At 68.9% G+C, this 15,560-nt stretch carries 17 protein-coding genes; 15 read left to right on the top strand and 2 right to left on the bottom strand.

Translation table 11 applies throughout. The annotated features are described in order from the left end of the window. Position 1 precedes the first annotated feature (1 nt). From ASC76_RS11830 to ASC76_RS11815, 4 genes are all read left to right on the top strand, one after another. Positions 2 to 310, top strand: a complete 309-nt coding sequence (locus tag ASC76_RS11830) for a hypothetical protein (protein WP_056465715.1) — start codon at positions 2 to 4, stop codon at positions 308 to 310. Positions 311 to 376: 66 nt separating this feature from the next. Further along, positions 377 to 1,303, top strand: a complete 927-nt coding sequence (locus ASC76_RS11825; protein WP_056465713.1) for a sugar kinase — start codon at positions 377 to 379, stop codon at positions 1,301 to 1,303. Beyond that, positions 1,300 to 2,022, top strand: a complete 723-nt coding sequence (locus ASC76_RS11820) for an SDR family NAD(P)-dependent oxidoreductase (RefSeq protein WP_056465711.1) — start codon at positions 1,300 to 1,302, stop codon at positions 2,020 to 2,022. The genes ASC76_RS11825 and ASC76_RS11820 overlap by 4 nt, the downstream gene beginning before the upstream one ends. A gap of 10 nt (positions 2,023 to 2,032) precedes the next feature. Next, entirely contained in the window at positions 2,033 to 2,515 is a 483-nt protein-coding gene (locus ASC76_RS11815) for a 2,4'-dihydroxyacetophenone dioxygenase family protein (protein WP_056465709.1), read from the top strand. Positions 2,516 to 2,518: 3 nt separating this feature from the next. Here the strand turns inward: ASC76_RS11815 and ASC76_RS11810 are convergent, their stop codons facing one another. Beyond that, a complete protein-coding gene (locus tag ASC76_RS11810) occupies positions 2,519 to 3,577 on the bottom strand; it encodes an MBL fold metallo-hydrolase (RefSeq protein WP_056467322.1) in 1,059 nt (352 codons plus the stop codon). Positions 3,578 to 3,675: 98 nt separating this feature from the next. Between ASC76_RS11810 and ASC76_RS11805 the strand changes: the two genes are divergently transcribed. Genes ASC76_RS11805 through ASC76_RS11790 form a run of 4 tightly spaced genes read left to right on the top strand, consistent with a single transcriptional unit; the run spans position 3,676 to position 6,330 of the window. Further along, complete coding sequence (locus tag ASC76_RS11805) at positions 3,676 to 4,089, top strand: MerR family DNA-binding transcriptional regulator (RefSeq protein ID WP_056465707.1); 414 nt, start codon at positions 3,676 to 3,678, stop codon at positions 4,087 to 4,089. 32 nt (positions 4,090 to 4,121) lie between these two features. After that, positions 4,122 to 4,667 (top strand): Dps family protein, encoded by a 546-nt coding sequence (locus ASC76_RS11800; RefSeq protein WP_056465705.1) that lies wholly within the window; start codon positions 4,122 to 4,124, stop codon positions 4,665 to 4,667. A gap of 3 nt (positions 4,668 to 4,670) precedes the next feature. Then, positions 4,671 to 5,123, top strand: coding sequence for a PaaI family thioesterase (locus ASC76_RS11795; protein ID WP_056465703.1), 453 nt, complete (start codon positions 4,671 to 4,673; stop codon positions 5,121 to 5,123). 25 nt (positions 5,124 to 5,148) lie between these two features. After that, entirely contained in the window at positions 5,149 to 6,330 is a 1,182-nt protein-coding gene (locus ASC76_RS11790) for an isovaleryl-CoA dehydrogenase (RefSeq protein ID WP_056465701.1), read from the top strand. A gap of 22 nt (positions 6,331 to 6,352) precedes the next feature. Here the strand turns inward: ASC76_RS11790 and ASC76_RS11785 are convergent, their stop codons facing one another. Further along, a complete protein-coding gene (locus ASC76_RS11785; RefSeq protein WP_056465699.1) occupies positions 6,353 to 7,273 on the bottom strand; it encodes a DMT family transporter in 921 nt (306 codons plus the stop codon). A 102-nt stretch (positions 7,274 to 7,375) separates the two neighbouring features. On the opposite strand from ASC76_RS11785, the gene ASC76_RS11780 reads away from it, so the two are divergent. From ASC76_RS11780 to ASC76_RS11750, 7 genes are all read left to right on the top strand, one after another. Then, positions 7,376 to 8,185, top strand: a complete 810-nt coding sequence (locus tag ASC76_RS11780; RefSeq protein WP_056465698.1) for a hypothetical protein — start codon at positions 7,376 to 7,378, stop codon at positions 8,183 to 8,185. Positions 8,186 to 8,362: 177 nt separating this feature from the next. Beyond that, complete coding sequence (locus tag ASC76_RS11775) at positions 8,363 to 10,525, top strand: M36 family metallopeptidase (RefSeq protein WP_056465697.1); 2,163 nt, start codon at positions 8,363 to 8,365, stop codon at positions 10,523 to 10,525. A gap of 133 nt (positions 10,526 to 10,658) precedes the next feature. Continuing rightward, positions 10,659 to 11,399: a carbonate dehydratase gene (gene can / locus ASC76_RS11770; protein ID WP_082549061.1), complete on the top strand. Its 741-nt coding sequence runs from the start codon at positions 10,659 to 10,661 to the stop codon at positions 11,397 to 11,399. Further along, positions 11,396 to 13,183 (top strand): bifunctional isocitrate dehydrogenase kinase/phosphatase, encoded by a 1,788-nt coding sequence (gene aceK / locus ASC76_RS11765; protein ID WP_056465695.1) that lies wholly within the window; start codon positions 11,396 to 11,398, stop codon positions 13,181 to 13,183. Before can ends, aceK begins: the two co-directional genes overlap by 4 nt. Positions 13,184 to 13,216: 33 nt before the next feature. Next, positions 13,217 to 14,410 (top strand): acetyl-CoA C-acyltransferase, encoded by a 1,194-nt coding sequence (locus tag ASC76_RS11760; RefSeq protein WP_056465693.1) that lies wholly within the window; start codon positions 13,217 to 13,219, stop codon positions 14,408 to 14,410. Between the two features lie 13 nt (positions 14,411 to 14,423). After that, positions 14,424 to 15,089: an SDR family oxidoreductase gene (locus ASC76_RS11755; protein WP_056465690.1), complete on the top strand. Its 666-nt coding sequence runs from the start codon at positions 14,424 to 14,426 to the stop codon at positions 15,087 to 15,089. After that, positions 15,064 to 15,528 carry a MaoC family dehydratase gene (locus ASC76_RS11750; RefSeq protein WP_082549059.1) on the top strand — a complete coding sequence of 155 codons (465 nt, stop codon included), beginning with the start codon at positions 15,064 to 15,066 and terminating at the stop codon, positions 15,526 to 15,528. The genes ASC76_RS11755 and ASC76_RS11750 overlap by 26 nt, the downstream gene beginning before the upstream one ends. The last annotated feature ends 32 nt before the right edge of the window (positions 15,529 to 15,560 follow it).

Raw genomic sequence — 15,560 nt, 5'->3', positions numbered from 1 at the left:
CGTGTACGACGACAACCAGACCTTCGTCCCCGACTCGTTCATCGCGCTCTACAGCGATGCGCGCGGCCGGCTGACCGCGCCGCGCGAGACGATCGCCGCGCGCCACGAGTTCTGCGAGGACATGGCGAACCTGCTGACCGAGCACTGCAGCACCATCCACTTTCGCGACGGTGTCGACGAAGGCCAGGTGCTGGAGCGGGTGCACCTCGGCTTGCTCGCGCCGCCGACGACGGTCGAGGCGCCCGAAGCCGAGTGGGTGGTGCGGCGCACCGCCGAACTGCTCGGTTGGCCGTTCTGCGGCGTGTGTTGAGCGGCAAAGGCGCGGCCGGGTGCCGCCTGCCTCGACGCGCGCCCCCGACCGCGTAGGATTGCCCGGATGAATGCAGAAATCGTAGCCCTCGGCGAGCCGATGATCGAGTTCAACCAGGTCCGGCCGAACGCGCCGGAGTTTGTGCAGGGCTTCGGCGGCGACACCTCGAATGCGATCATCGCGGCGGCGCGCCAGGGTGCGCGTACCGCCTACGTGACGAGGCTCGGCGCCGACGACTTCGGCGACCGCATCATGGCGTTGTGGGACGGTGAACAGGTCGACACCTCGGCCGTGATCCGCGACCCGCAGGCGCCCACCGGCGTGTACTTCGTGACCCACGGCGCGAGCGGCCACGCGTTCAGTTACCTGCGCGCCGGCAGCGCCGCCAGCCGCATGACGCCGGACGACCTGCCGCAGGCGCTGATCCGCGGCGCCAAGTTCCTGCATGTCTCGGGCATCAGCCAGGCCATCAGCGCGGGCGCGTGCGACACGGTGTTCGCGGCGATAGCGCTGGCCCGGGCGAGCGGCGTGCGCGTCGCCTACGACTCGAACCTGCGGCTCAAGCTGTGGCCGCTGGCGCGCGCCCGGGCCATCATCAAGGAGACCGTCGAGAACTGCGACCTCTTCCTGCCCAGCCTCGAGGACGCCGAACTGTTCACCGGCCTGACCGGCCGCGACGCGATCATGGACTGGTGCCTGGCCGCCGGCGCGCCGGTGGTCGTGCTCAAGCTCGGCAAGGACGGCGCGATCGTCGGCACGCCGCAGGACCGTACCGCGGTCCCCGGTCGGGTCGTCGATGCAGTCGATGCGACGGGGGCGGGGGACTGCTTCGCCGGCGCGCTGCTCGCGCGGCTCGCTGCCGGGGATGCGATGCTGGACGCGGTCCGGTACGCCAACGCCGCCGCCGCGCTGACCACCACCGGTTTCGGCGCCGTTGCGCCGATTCCCCGCCCCGCCGATGTGCGGGCGTTCATGGCAAAGGAGACCGCATGAGCGAGCCCGCACGTCGCGTCGTCGTCATCGGCGGCAGCAGCGGCATCGGTCGCGCGATCGCCGCGCGCTTCGCCGCGTCCGGCGCGCATGTGATCGCCACCGGCGCGTCGCTCGCCGAGACCGTCGCCGCGAGCGCGGCCGGCGGCCATGGCGCGCTGAGCTTCGAAGTGCTCGACGTGCGCGACGCCGCCGCGGTCGAGGCCTTCTTCGCGCGCCTGGACGCGCTCGACGTGCTGGTCAACTGCGCCGGCGTGATCCGCCGCGGCGCCGAGCACGACCCGGCCGTGTTCGCCGAGGTGATCGACATCAACCTGAACGGCAGCATGCGCACCTGCGCCGCCGCGCGCACGCTGCTCGCGCAGACCCGCGGCTGCATCGTCAACACCGCGTCGATGCTCACGTTCTTCGGCGGCGGCCTGGTGCCGGCGTACTCGGCCAGCAAGGGCGGCATCGGCCAGCTGACGAAGTCGCTGGCGATCGCGTATGCGGTTGACGGCATCCGCGTCAACGCGGTCGCGCCGGGCTGGATCGCCACGCCGCTGACGGCCGCGCTGCAGGCCGACCCGGCGCGCAGCGGGCCGATCGTCGCGCGCACGCCGCTGGCGCGCTGGGGCACGCCCGAGGACGTGGCCGACCCGGTGTTCTTCCTCGCCAGCGAGGCCGCGCGCTTCGTCACCGGCGTGATCCTGCCGGTCGACGGCGGCTACCTGATTTCGTGAAGGCGATGCGATGACAGTTCAACCGTTCGGCCTGCAGCCCGAGATCGTCGCCAATGCCATCCCCGCCGACGAGCGCGTCTGGGTGCCGCAGGCGGACAACGTCTGGTTCCGCCCGCTGCTGCTCAACACCGTCTCGGGCGGCTGGTGCAACCTGCTGCGGGTGCGGCGCTCGGGTGTGCTGTCGCGCCACCGACACCCGATGCTGGTGGTCGGCTACGTGATCAAGGGCCGCTGGTTCTACCGCGAGCACGACTGGGTCGCGAACGAGGGCGACTTCGTCTACGAGCCGCCGGGCGAGACCCACACGCTCGAGGTGCCGGCCGACTGTGCCGAGATGATCACCTTCTTCAACATCTCCGGCGCAATGATCTACCTCGACGAATACGGCCAACAGACCGGCTACGAGGACGTGTTCACCAAGCTCGAGATGTGCCGCGCGCACTACGAGGCGGTCGGCCTCGGCGCGTCCTATGTCGACCAGTTCGTGCGCTGAGCGCTACGCCGCCGTCGTGAAGCGGTAGATCCCGTCGGCGTCGAGCCGGCGGGTCAGTTGGCCCGCGAGCCAAAGCGCATGCAGGTGGGCGATCGACTCGCCCATCGCGAACGTGGTCTGGTGCAGGTCGAGCTTGCGGCGGAACAGCACCATCAGCAGGTCGGCCGCGTGCTGCGGCGCCTCGGCGCAGGCCGCGAGCACGTCGGCAAAGCGTTCGTCGTGGTGCGCGACGAGCTGGTCGACGCGGGTGTGCAGGCCGCGGAACGGCCGGCCGTGCGAGGGCAGCACCAGCGTGTCCTCGGGCAGCGCCTTCATGCGCTTGATCGAGTCGAGGTAGAGCATCAGCGGGTTCGCCTCGGGCTCGCCCTCGTGCACGCTGACGTTGGTCGAGATGCGCGGCAGCACCATGTCGCCGCTGATCAGCACGCCCAGCTGTTCGCAGTGCAGCGACATGTGTTCGGGGGCGTGCCCGTAGCCGGCATGGCAGGTCCAGTCGTGGCCACCGATGGCGAGCATGTCGCCGCCGAGCAGGCGCCGATAGGCATGCGGCAGGTCCGGCACCATGCTCTTGTAGTAGTTCGTGCGCGCCTTGATCTTGGTCTGCGATTCCTCGTCGGTCAGGCCGTGGCTGGCCATGAACCGGGCCGTCGCCTCGCCGCCGATCGCGGCGATGCCGCTGCTGGCCAGGCGCGCCACGTTGTAGTCGGTCGCGCTGCACCACAGGCGCACGTTCCAGCGCTCGGTCAGCCAGTGCGCCAGGCCGATGTGATCGGGGTGCATGTGGGTGACGATGACGCGCAGCACCGGCAAACCCTGCAACTCGTTCGCGAAGATCGTCTCCCACGCGGCGCGGGTCGCGTCGTTGGTGATGCCGCAGTCGACGATGGTCCAGCCGTCGCGGCCGTCGATCCGGTCGCGCAGCAGCCACAGGTTGATGTGGTCGAGCTGGAACGGCAGCAGCATGCGCAGCCAGCGCACGCCGGGCGCCACTTCCAGCGTGGTGCCGAGTTCGGGCAGCGCCTCGCCGAGCGGGTAGGTGAGCTGCATTTCGAGCGCGTTCATGGCCTTCATCGGATTCCCCAACTACACTTTGTGCACTTGACGTAAACGTCAATTCGAGCCCAGTGTAGGCCGTCCGCTTCATCGCCGCTGTCACCCAGATGTCTGCCGCCCCGTTCAAGACCTTCACGATCGGCGAGCTCGCCCGCGAGTTCGACCTGACGACCCGTGCGATCCGTTTCTACGAGGATTGCGGACTGATCACGCCGCAGCGCAGCGGGCGCAACCGCGTCTACACCCAGCGCGAGCGCACCCGCCTGAAGCTCACGCTGCGCGGCAAGCGCCTCGGGCTGACGCTGGCGGAGGTCAAGGAGCTGGTGGACATGTACGAATCGCCGCGCGACACCCAGCCGCAGCTGCAGAAGTACCTCGCGGTGCTGGGCGCGCACCGGGCGCAGCTGGAGCAGCAGCTGGCCGATCTGCACGCCACGCTCGACGAAGTCCGCTCGCATGAGAAGGAGGCGCGCCGCCTGCTGGCCGGCGCCGGCGCGCGCAAGGCAGCGGCGCGCGAGTAAGCTGAACCCGTCCCACCACCCCCGGAGTTCCCATGGCCAAGACCAAGACGAAGACCAAGCCCGCCACCCCCAGCGCGCAGACCCGCCGCATGGCGCCGCTGAACACGCCGACCGACCTGGCCGCCAAGGCCACGCCGCAGCTCGCCGGCTCGCTGAACGCGCTGCTGGCGGACTTCTTCGCGCTGTACCTAAAGACGAAGAACTTCCACTGGCACATGAGCGGCCCGCATTTCCGCGACTACCACCTGATGCTCGACGAGCAGGCTGACCAGATCTACGCCGTCACCGACGACCTGGCCGAGCGCGTGCGCAAGATCGGCGGCACCACGCTGCGCTCGATCGGCCACATCGCGAAGCTGCAGCGCGTGCTCGACAACGACGCCGATTTCGTCGCCCCGAAGGACATGCTCGCCGAACTGCGCAACGACAACCGCGACATGGTCGAGCGCATGCGCGAGGCCCACGCGCTGACCGACGAGCTGAACGACGTGGTCACCACCAGCCTGCTCGAGAACTGGATCGACGACGCCGAGCGCCGCGCGTGGTTCCTGTTCGAGGCCACCCGCGACACCGTCTGACCGATGCAGGCCCGCAACCCGGATTTCGCGCAGCGTGTGCAGGAGTCGTTCGCACTGCAGGGTGCGATGCGCACGCTCGGTGCGTCGCTGGCGGCGGTCGAGCCGGGCCGCGTCGTGATCGCGATGCGGCATCGGCCGGAGCTGACCCAGCAGCACGGCTTCGTCCACGCCGGCATGGTCGCCGCGGCGCTCGACTCGGCCTGCGGCTTCGCCGCGTTCACGCTGATGCCGCTCGACGCGGGCGTGCTGACGATCGAGTTCAAGATCAACCTGCTGGCGCCGGCGCGCGGCCCGCTGCTCGAGTTCGAGGGGCTGGTGACCAAGGGCGGCCGGACGATCAGCGTGGTCGACGGCAAGGCCTGGCAGTTCGAGACCGACAGCCGCGAGAAGAAGCTGATCGCGACGATGACCGCGACCGTGATGACCGTGGTCGGCCGCGACGACGTGCGGCACTAGAACAGATTTCGAAGGAGACGACACCATGAACAACCTGCCCGGCCTGAACTTCCAGCTCGGCGACGATGTCGACGCGCTGCGCGACGCCGTCCGTGAATTCGCGCAGGCCGAGATCGCGCCGCGCGCCGCCGAGATCGACCGCTCCGACCAGTTCCCGATGGACCTGTGGCGCAAGATGGGCGCGCTGGGCGTGCTCGGCATCACCGTCAGCGAGGAATACGGCGGCGCCGACATGGGCTACCTCGCGCACATGATCGCGATGGAGGAGATCAGCCGCGCGAGCGCGTCGGTCGGTCTCAGCTACGGTGCGCACAGCAACCTGTGCGTGAACCAGATCAAGCGCAACGGCAGCGATGCGCAGCGCGCGAAGTACCTGCCGAAGCTGATCAGCGGCGAGCACGTGGGCGCGCTGGCGATGAGCGAGCCGGGCGCCGGTTCCGACGTGATCAGCATGAAGCTGAAGGCGCAGGACCAGGGCGACCACTACCTGCTCAACGGCAACAAGATGTGGATCACCAACGGGCCGGATGCCGACACGCTGGTCGTCTACGCGAAGACCGAGCCGGAACTCGGCGCGCGCGGCGTCACCGCGTTCCTGATCGAGAAGGGCATGAAAGGCTTCAGCATCGCGCAGAAGCTCGACAAGCTCGGCATGCGCGGCAGCCACACGGGCGAGCTGGTGTTCCAGAACGTCGAGGTGCCGGCCGAGAACGTGCTGGGTGCGCTGAACGGCGGCGCCAAGGTGCTGATGAGCGGGCTCGACTACGAGCGCGCGGTGCTTACCGGCGGGCCGCTGGGCATCATGCAGGCGGTGATGGACAGCGTGGTGCCGTACATCCACGACCGCAAGCAGTTCGGCCAGAGCATCGGCGAGTTCCAGCTGATCCAGGGCAAGGTCGCCGACATGTACACGGTGCTGCAGGCCGGTCGCGCGTTCGCGTACACGGTCGCGAAGAACCTCGACATGCTGGGCACCGAGCACGTCCGCCAGGTCCGCAAGGACTGCGCGAGCGTGATCCTGTGGTGCGCCGAGAAGGCCACGTGGATGGCCGGGGAGGGCATCCAGATCTTCGGCGGCAACGGCTACATCAACGAGTACCCGCTCGGCCGGCTGTGGCGCGACGCCAAGCTGTACGAGATCGGCGCCGGCACCAGCGAGATCCGCCGGATGCTGATCGGCCGCGAACTGTTCGCCGAGACGATGTGACGCGCAGCGGCTGACCGCAGCGTCAGCCCTTGCGCAGCCCGAGCCAGACCACGGTCGCGACGACCAGGAGCCCGCCCAGCACCTGCACCGCCGCGATCGACTGGCCGAGCACGGCCCACGCGATCACCAGCGCGAAGATCGGCTCGACGTTCATGATCGCCGAATTGCCGACGACGCCGAGCCGCGGCAGCACCGTGAACAGGATCGTGAACGCGGTGCCGTACAGGAAGGTCAGCATCCCCAGGCCGACCCAGCCGGCGGTCGCGTTCGGCAGGTGCAACCCGCCCTGCAAGCCCGCGCCGGCGAGCGCCAGCACCGCGACGATCGCCATCGTGGTCGCGGTGCGCAACCGGCCGTCCACGCCCGTGGTCTCGTGCTGGATCAATACCAGGGCCAGCCCGAACGTGGCCGCCGCCGCCAGCGCGAACGCGACGCCTGCGCCGATCTGCTGCCACTGCGCTGCGGCGCCCAGCCCGGAGGCGGCACCGAAAACGTCGAGTGCGAGCGCGAGGCCGGCCAGCATGACCGGCATCGCGAACAAGGTGCGGCGTTCGGCGCGGTGGCCATAGGCGACGCGCGCCCACAGTGCGGTCCACAGCGGGTAGGTGTTGAACGCCAGCAGCGCCAGCGCCACCGGCAGCCGCGCGACCGCCGAATACAGGCACACGCTCTGCACCGCGATCAGCAGGCCGACGCCGAGCAGCGCCTTCGCGTGGCGCGCCGGCACCCGCAGCGGCACCTGCTGCGTCAGCAGCACCGCGAGCACGACCAGCCCCGTCACGGTGCTGCGCACGGCGACGGCGGTGACGACGTTGACGCCATGGTCGAACGCGACCCGCGCGGCGACATGGTTGGCGCCCATCATCAGCGCGATCAGCAGCAGCGTGGCGAAGGCCGCGCCGGAGAGCGCGACCGGGGCGGACGAGGAGGCGGGTGACGACATGGGCTTGGATTGTGGCGGGCAGATTTTTCTTGCGTTCCTTTCACCCCGAACGAGGGCGCCGTGCGTGCAACCCGGCGTCGTCACTCAACTTCGGGAGCCGTCATGTTCCAGCGCCGCCCTGTGCTTGCCCTCCTTGCCGCGTCCGCCGCGGCCGTCCTCGCCACACCCGCCGCCGCCGTCGGCCGACTCGTCGAGATGGAACTCGTCGATCGCGGTCGCAACGAGCCGCTCGCGGTGCACGCGCATCGCGGCGAGGCCTGGGTCGCCGGCCGCCCCGGCACGCGCTACGCGGTGCGGCTGAGCAACCGCAGCGGCGAGCGGGTGCTGGTCGTGCTGTCGGTCGACGGCGTCAACGCGGTCAGCGGCGAGACCGCATCGACCGGCCAGACCGGCTACGTGCTCGGCCCGTACCAGACCACCGAGATCACCGGCTGGCGCAAGAGCCTGACCGAGGCCGCGGCGTTCTACTTCACCGCGCTGCCCGATTCGTATGCGGCGCGCACCGACCGGCCTGACAACGTGGGAGTGATCGGCGTGGCGGTGTTCCGCGAGAAGCGGCCCGAGCCGGTGGCGCTGCCGGCGCCCCGGATCGACGCCGCCCCGCTGGGCCGGGCAGACGCGGCAGCAGAATCGTCGAACGGTGCCGCGCGGGCCGCGGCGCCGCCGGCACAGGAGGCGTCCGCCAAGGCCGCCGCGCGAGACGAGCGCCTGGGCACCGGTCACGGCGAGCGCGAGTACGCGCCGACGGTCCGCACCGCGTTCGAGCGTGCCAGTGAGCGACCGGCGGAGATCGCGCGGATCCGCTACGACAGCGCCGACAACCTGATCGCGCTCGGCGTGATCCGCCCGCGCCGCCCGGCCCCCGTCCAGCCCGAGCCTTTTCCGGCGTTCGTTCCGGACCCGAAGGGCTGAGCCTTCGGGAAACCCCTGAGGTCACCGCTTGCGGACTTGTACCTAGGGGTGTGCAAAAAGCGGTGGATGTGTGCAGGCCCGCGGATAACATGGTTAAGGCATGTGAAGTTCCGGGGTCACGAACCCCCACCGGAGCGCCGTGCCACCACCCAACTTCCGCTTCCGACTGGAGATTTCATGCAGCGATCCGCTCGTCCCTCACGCACGGCCCTGGTCAGCGCATTGCTGCTGGCGCTGTCGGCATCCGCCTGGTCTCAGGCGTCTTCGTTCGCGGCGCCTCAGGCGCAGGTCGCGCGTGCCGCGCCCGGCCAGGCCCTGGCGCGGTCCTACGGCGCATCGCATGCGTCCGCGGTGGCGGACGCGATGCGCGCGCGAGGCGCGAGCGACCTGACGGCGCGCTCGCTGGTCGAGATCGGCGGCGGCCAGGCCAAGACCGGCCTGACGCACGTGCGCCTCGAGCAGCAGGTCGGCGGGCTGACCGTCTACGGCAGTTCCATCAAGAGCACGTTCACCCAGCGCGGTGAACTGATCCACCAGATCGAGAAGGTCGTCCCGGTGCCGGCGACGGCGCCAAAGGCTGCGGCGATCAGCGAGCGGCAGGCGCTGGATGCCGCGATGGCCGCCGTGCACCCCGACGCCCGCGTCTCGTTCGCGGCCGGCGCGCGGGCCGGCGCCCAGTCGATGCGCTTCGCCGGCGGCGCGTTCTTCCACGAGGCGCCGCAGGTGACCCGCGTGCTGGTGCCGCAGGAGGACGGGACGCTCGCGCAGGGCTACCTGGTGCAGACCTGGACGCAGCGCGGCAACCTGCTGGACCACACGCTGGTGGGCGGCGACGGCGCGGTGCTGGCGATCGAGCGGCGGACGGCGAATGACAGCTACAACGTCTACACGATCGACCCGACAAAGTCCCCGCAAGCGATCGTGGCGGGCCCAGGCGCGGGCAATGCGCAATCGCCGTCGGGATGGTTGGGGACGGGCGCGCAGACCACGTTCGCGATCAATGGCAACAACGTCAGTTCGTACCTCGATGCCGATGCGAACAACGCTGCCGACGCGGGTGGTTCCGCGATCACGAACGGCAGTTTCTCGACCGGGGCGACCCTGACCGTGTCGCCTACCACGGCGGGAAACAAGGCTGTCGCCGTTCAGAACTTGTTCTACTTCAACAACGTCATCCACGACATCCTGTACAGCCACGGCTTCAACGAGGCGGCTGGCAACTTCCAGATCAACAATTTCGGCAAGGGCGGCGCCGGCAACGACCCGGTCAACGCCGAAGCGCAGGACGGCAGCGGCACCGACAACGCCAATTTCTCGACGCCGACCGACGGTTCGCGTCCTCGCATGCAGATGTACTTGTGGACGGGGACGGGCGCGACGCATGAAGTCGTGGTCAATGGCGTGAGCTACGGCGCGATGGGTGCCCAATTCGGCCCGGCGCTGACGACGACGGGTGTCAGCGGAACGATTGCAGTATCGGTACCCGCCGAGGGCTGTACGGCCATCAGCGGTGTCAGCGGCAAGGTGGCGCTGATCAGCCGCGGCACCTGCGATTTCGTCACCAAGGTGAAGAACGCGCAGAGCGCCGGCGCGACCGCGGTCATCGTCGCCAACAACGTCGACGGTGCCCCGTTCACGATGGGCGGGACGACGAAACTACGCATTTCTTCCGTGATGGTGAGTCAGCTTGACGGCAACACGCTGGCCGGCAAGGCCGGTCAAGGCGCCACCTTGCGCAAGACGTCAACCGCGCCGCTACAACTCGACGGGGACCTCGACTCCGACATCGTTTATCACGAGTACGGCCACGGCCTGACGTGGCGGATGATCGGCAGCATGAGCGGCCCGCTTGCCGGCGCGATCGGCGAGGGCGCCAGCGATGTGGTGGCGTTCATGGTGAACAACGACGACATCATCGGCGAATATGCGTATGGCAACCCGAACGGGATCCGTCGCTTCCCCTATGACAACTATCCGCTGACCTACAAGGACGTGACCGGCGCTGAAGTTCACAATGACGGAGAGATCTACGCTGCCGCGATGTGGCAACTGCGCAAGACGTGGCTGGGCAGCGGGCTCACGAACGAAGCCCTGTTCGATGTGTTCGTCGGCGGGATGAACTTCACCCCGGCCACTCCGGCATTCGAGGACATGCGCAATGGCATGCTCGACGCCATTTCAACGTCTGCCGCGTTGGATGCTGCCAATGCTCAGTGCGTGTTGGTCTGGAACGCATTCGCCAAATACGGCATCGGTGTCGGTGCGAAGGGCACGGTGTCGCGCCGCGGGACAGTGACCATCACCCCGTCGACGACTGCCGGCACGTCCTGCGCGCACTGAAGCCGCGAGCGCAACGGCGGCCTGATCGCCGCTGCTCCGAAAGGCCCGCCCTCGCAAGACGGCGGGCCGTCTTCTTTCCGCCGCCCGCCCAGGTGCTTACACTGCGAACAGGCCACTTTCGCTGCAGCGCACCATGACCACTCACCTCCAGGAACTCCTCGACAGCAACCGCCTCTGGGCCGCCAAGACCGAGCAGCGCAGCCCCGGGTTCTTCACCGGCCTGCTCGCCCAGCAGGCACCGCAGTATCTGTGGATCGGCTGCGCCGACAGCCGGGTGCCGGCGAACGAGCTGGTCGATCTGCTGCCGGGCGAATTGTTCGTGCACCGCAACGTCGCCAACGTCGTCGTGCATTCCGACCTCAACTGCCTGTCGGTGATCCAGTTCGCGACCGACATGCTGAAGGTCAAGCACATCATCGTCGTCGGCCACTCGCGCTGCGGCGGCGTGATCGCGGCGTTGAACGACCTGCGCGTCGGGCTGGCCGACAACTGGATCCGCCACGTGCAGGACGTGCGCAACCGGCACCAGGACTGGCTCGACACGCTGCCGCCCGAGGAGCAGATCGACGCGCTCGGCGAGCTCAACGTGATCGAGCAAGCCAAGAACGTCTGCCAGACCACCGTGGTGCAGGATGCCTGGGCGCGCGGCCAGGAGCTGGTCGTGCACGGCTGGTTCTACGGCCTGCACAACGGGCTGCTGCGCGACCTGAAGATTACCGTGCCGAGCGCCGCCGAGATGGCGCCCGCGTTCGACGCCGCGATCGACTCCCTGCGTGCGCGCCATGCGCTGAAGACCGACTCGGTGATGGGCTCCCTCGACCATGCCGAAGGGGCCGCTGCCCTGACCCGCCGGGGCCCGATCCCGACCCCATGAAATCGCCGACGACCTTTCCGACCGCGCTGACCGACCCGCGGGCGTTCGACATCGCCCAGGCGATGCTGGACGGCTTCGACCGTCACTACACCTTGTTCCGCGAGGCCAGCGCCGATGCCAAGCGCCGCTTCGAGCAGGCCGACTGGCACGGCCAGCAGCGCGCGCAGCGCGAGCGCATCGAGTTCTACGACCTGCGGGTCGACGAGGCGGCGGAGCGGCTGCAGCGCGAGTTCCAGGCGTCGGAGCTGCCGCGCGACACCTGGCAGCAGGTCAAGCTGCACTACATCGGCCTGCTGACCGGCCACCTGCAGCCCGAACTCGCCGAGACCTTCTTCAACTCGGTGACGACCAAGATCCTGCACCGCAGCTACTTCAACAACGACTTCATCTTCGTGCGGCCCGCCGTCTCGACCGAGTACATCGAGAACGACGAGCCCGCCGCGCTGCCGACCTACCGCGCCTACTACCCCACCAAGGCGACGATGCGCGAGACCTGGCTGCGCATCGTCGACAACTTCCAGCTGCAGCGCCCCTTCGAGGACCTGGGCCGCGACATCGACGACGTGCTGCGCGCCGTCGACGCGCAGCTCGGCGACTACCGGATGCGCGCGAACTTCCAGATCCAGGTGCTGTCGTCGCTGTTCTACCGGAACAAGGGCGCGTACCTGGTCGGCAAGGTGATCAACGGCTTCTCCGAGACGCCGTTCGCGCTGCCGATCCTGCACGGCGACAGCGGGCAGCTGGTGATCGACACCGCGCTGTTCGGCGAGGACGACCTGCTGCTGCTGTTCAGCTTCGCACGCGCCTATTTCATGGTGACGATGGAGGTGCCGTCGGCCTACGTGCAGTTCCTGCGCTCGATGATGCCGCGCAAGCCGCGCTCGGAGATCTACAACGCGCTCGGCCTGGCCAAGCAGGGCAAGAACGCGTTCTACCGGGACTTCCTGTACCACCTGAAGCACTCGAGCGACCGCTTCCGCATCGCGCCCGGCATCAAGGGCATGGTGATGCTGGTGTTCGACCTGCCGAGCTTCCCGTACGTGTTCAAGGTGATCAAGGACTTCTACCCGGAGCAGAAGGACACGACCCGCGAGCTGATCAAGAGCAAGTACCTGCTGGTCAAGCAGCACGACCGGGTCGGGCGCATGGCCGACACGCTGGAGTACAGCAACGTCGCGTTCCCCCGCGAGCGCTTCGAGGACGAGCTGGTCGACGAGCTGAAGCACTACTGCCCGAGCCTGCTGGAGGAAGACGGCGACGCGCTGGTGATCCGCCATGTCTACATGGAACGGCGCATGATCCCGCTCAACATCTACCTGCAGGAGGCGTCGCTGCAGCAGATCGAGGCGGCGGTGATCGAATACGGCAACGCGATCAAGGACCTGGTGCGCGCCAACATCTTCCCCGGCGACATGCTGTGGAAGAACTTCGGCGTCACCCGCCACGGCAAGGTCGTGTTCTACGACTACGACGAGATCGAGTACCTGACCGACTGCAACTTCCGCAAGGTGCCGACCCCTCGCACCGAGGAGGAAGAGATGAGCGGCGAGATCTGGTACAAGGTCGGCCCGCGCGACGTGTTCCCCGAGACCTTCGCGCCATTCCTGCTCGGCAACCCGGGCGTCAGGAACGTCTTCATGAAGCACCACGCCGACCTGCTCGACGCGGCGTTCTGGCAAGGCCACAAGGACCGCATCCTCGCCGGCTACGTGCACGATGTGTTCCCGTACGATGCGCACAAGCGCTTCCAGTACCAGCGAGACGGCGCCGTCTCGGTCACTTGAATTCTTCACCTGATTCTTGTTAGGAGATCCACCATGAGCGACCCCATCGTCATCGTTTCCGCTGCCCGCACGCCGATCGGCGGTTTGCTGGGCGATTTCTCGTCGCTGTCCGCGCACCAGCTCGGCGCGATCGCGATCAAGGCCGCCGTCGCGCGGGCCGGCGTGCCGGGCGACGCGATCAACGAGGTGCTGATGGGCAACTGCCTGATGGCCGGCCAGGGCCAGGCGCCGGCCCGCCAGGCGGTGCTCGGCGCCGGGCTGCCGCAGTCGGTCGGCGCGGTCACGCTGTCGAAGATGTGCGGCTCGGGCATGCGCGCGATGATGTTCGCGCACGACATGCTGAACAGCGAGACCGTCGACGTGATGGTCGCCGGCGGCATGGAGAGCATGACCAACGCGCCGCACCTGACCCACATGCGCAAGGGCGTGAAGTACGGCCAGACCGCGCTGTACGACCACATGGCGATCGACGGTCTCGAGGACGCGTACGAGAAGCTGCCCAACGGCGGCGGCAAGGCGATGGGCGTGTTCGCCGAGGAGTGCGTGGCCAAGTACGCCTTCACCCGCGAGCAGATGGACCAGTTCGCTATCGACTCGACAAAGCGCAGCAAGCTCGCGAACGAAGACGGCAGCTTCGACTGGGAAATGGCGCCGGTCACGCTGAGCGGCCCGAAGGGCGAGACGGTGATCAAGTTCGACGAGCAGCCATTCAAGGCCAAGCTCGACAAGATCCCCGGCCTGAAGCCGGCGTTCAAGAAGGACGGCACGATCACCGCCGCCACGTCGTCGAGCATCTCCGACGGCGCCGCCGCGCTGGTGATGATGCGCGAGAGCACCGCGAAGAAGCTCGGCGTCGCGCCGATCGCGCGCATCCATGCGCATGCGGTGCACGCGCAGGCGCCGAACTGGTTCACCACCGCGCCGGTCGGTGCGATCGAGAAGGTGCTGAAGAAGTCCGGCTGGAATGCGAAGGACGTCGACCTCTGGGAGGTCAACGAGGCCTTCGCCGCCGTCACGCTGGCGGCGATGACCGAGTTCAAGCTGCCGCACGAGATCGTCAACGTCAACGGCGGCGCGGTCGCGCTCGGCCACCCGATCGGCGCGAGCGGTGCGCGTATCGTCGTCACGCTGCTGGGCGCGCTGCGCAAGCGCGGGCTCAAGAAGGGCGTGGCCGCGCTGTGCATCGGCGGTGGCGAGGCCACGGCGCTGGCGCTCGAGCTCGTCTGACCGGCAGCCCGTGATGCGTGTGCTGGTGATCGGCGCCTCGCGCGGCCTCGGCCGCGAGTTCGTGCGGCAGTACCTGGCCGGCAAGGCGCAGGTGACGGCCACCGCGCGCCAGGCCGAGCAGATCGCCGAGCTCGAAGCGGCCGGCGCGACCGCGTTCACGCTCGACGTCGGCGACGCGGTCAGCGCGTCCGGCGTCGCCTGGCGCATCGACAACGCGAACTTCGACGTCGCGATCGTCAACGCCGGCGTCTACGGGCCGCGCCACCAGGGGCTCGAAACGCCGTCCGAGACCGATTTCGACGCGGTGATGCACACCAACGTGCTCGGCGCGATGCGCGTGATCCCGCAGCTGGTCGATGCACTCGCGCCGGGCGCGCGGCTGGCGGTGCTGTCGTCGCGCATGGGCTCGATCGGCGCGCGCGAGTCGACCAGCGGCTGGCTGTACCGCGCCTCGAAGGCGGCGCTCAACTCGGTGCTGAAGGACGTGTCGCTGCAACTGGCTGGCCGCGCGACCTGCGTCGCGTTCCACCCCGGCTGGGTGCAGACGGACATGGGCGGCGCTGGCGCGTCGCTGACGCCGGCGCGCAGCGTGGCCGACATGAGGCGCACGATCGCCGCGTTGACGCCGGCGCAGAACGGCAGCTTCCTGAACCATGACGGCAGCGCGATCCCCTGGTGATCGCGCGCCGCCGACCGTGGTCGGCGAGACCTTCTCGCTGGTCGTGCGCCTGAGCGACGACGAGATCCGCGCCGGCTCGCGCGCGCTGCACGACCTGAACCCGCTGCACCACGAGCTGGCCGCCGCCCGCGCGGCCGGCTACCCCGGCCTGATCGCCAGCGGGGCGCACACCGGCGCGATCTTCATGGGCATGACCGCGACGCACTTCTCGTCGCCGGCGCCCGATGGTGCGCCGCGTTCGGTGCTCGGCCTCGGCTTCGACATCCGCTTCCGCAACGTCGTGCTCGCCGACGAGGACATCACGTTCCGCTGGACGGTCGAGAGCAGCGCGTGGAAGGGCAGCCTGAACGGCTACGTCACACGCTCGATCGGCGAGGTGCGCACCGCGCGCGGCCTGGTGCTGACCGGCGTGGCGAACCTGCTGCTGCGCCACGCCTGAAGCGCCCGACGCGGCGGCTCGGGGCCGACGCG

The sequence above is a fragment of the Rhizobacter sp. Root404 genome (assembly GCF_001425865.1).
Taxonomy (GTDB): domain Bacteria; phylum Pseudomonadota; class Gammaproteobacteria; order Burkholderiales; family Burkholderiaceae_C; genus LMDS01.
This window is presented reverse-complemented; position numbering and strand designations above follow the sequence as displayed.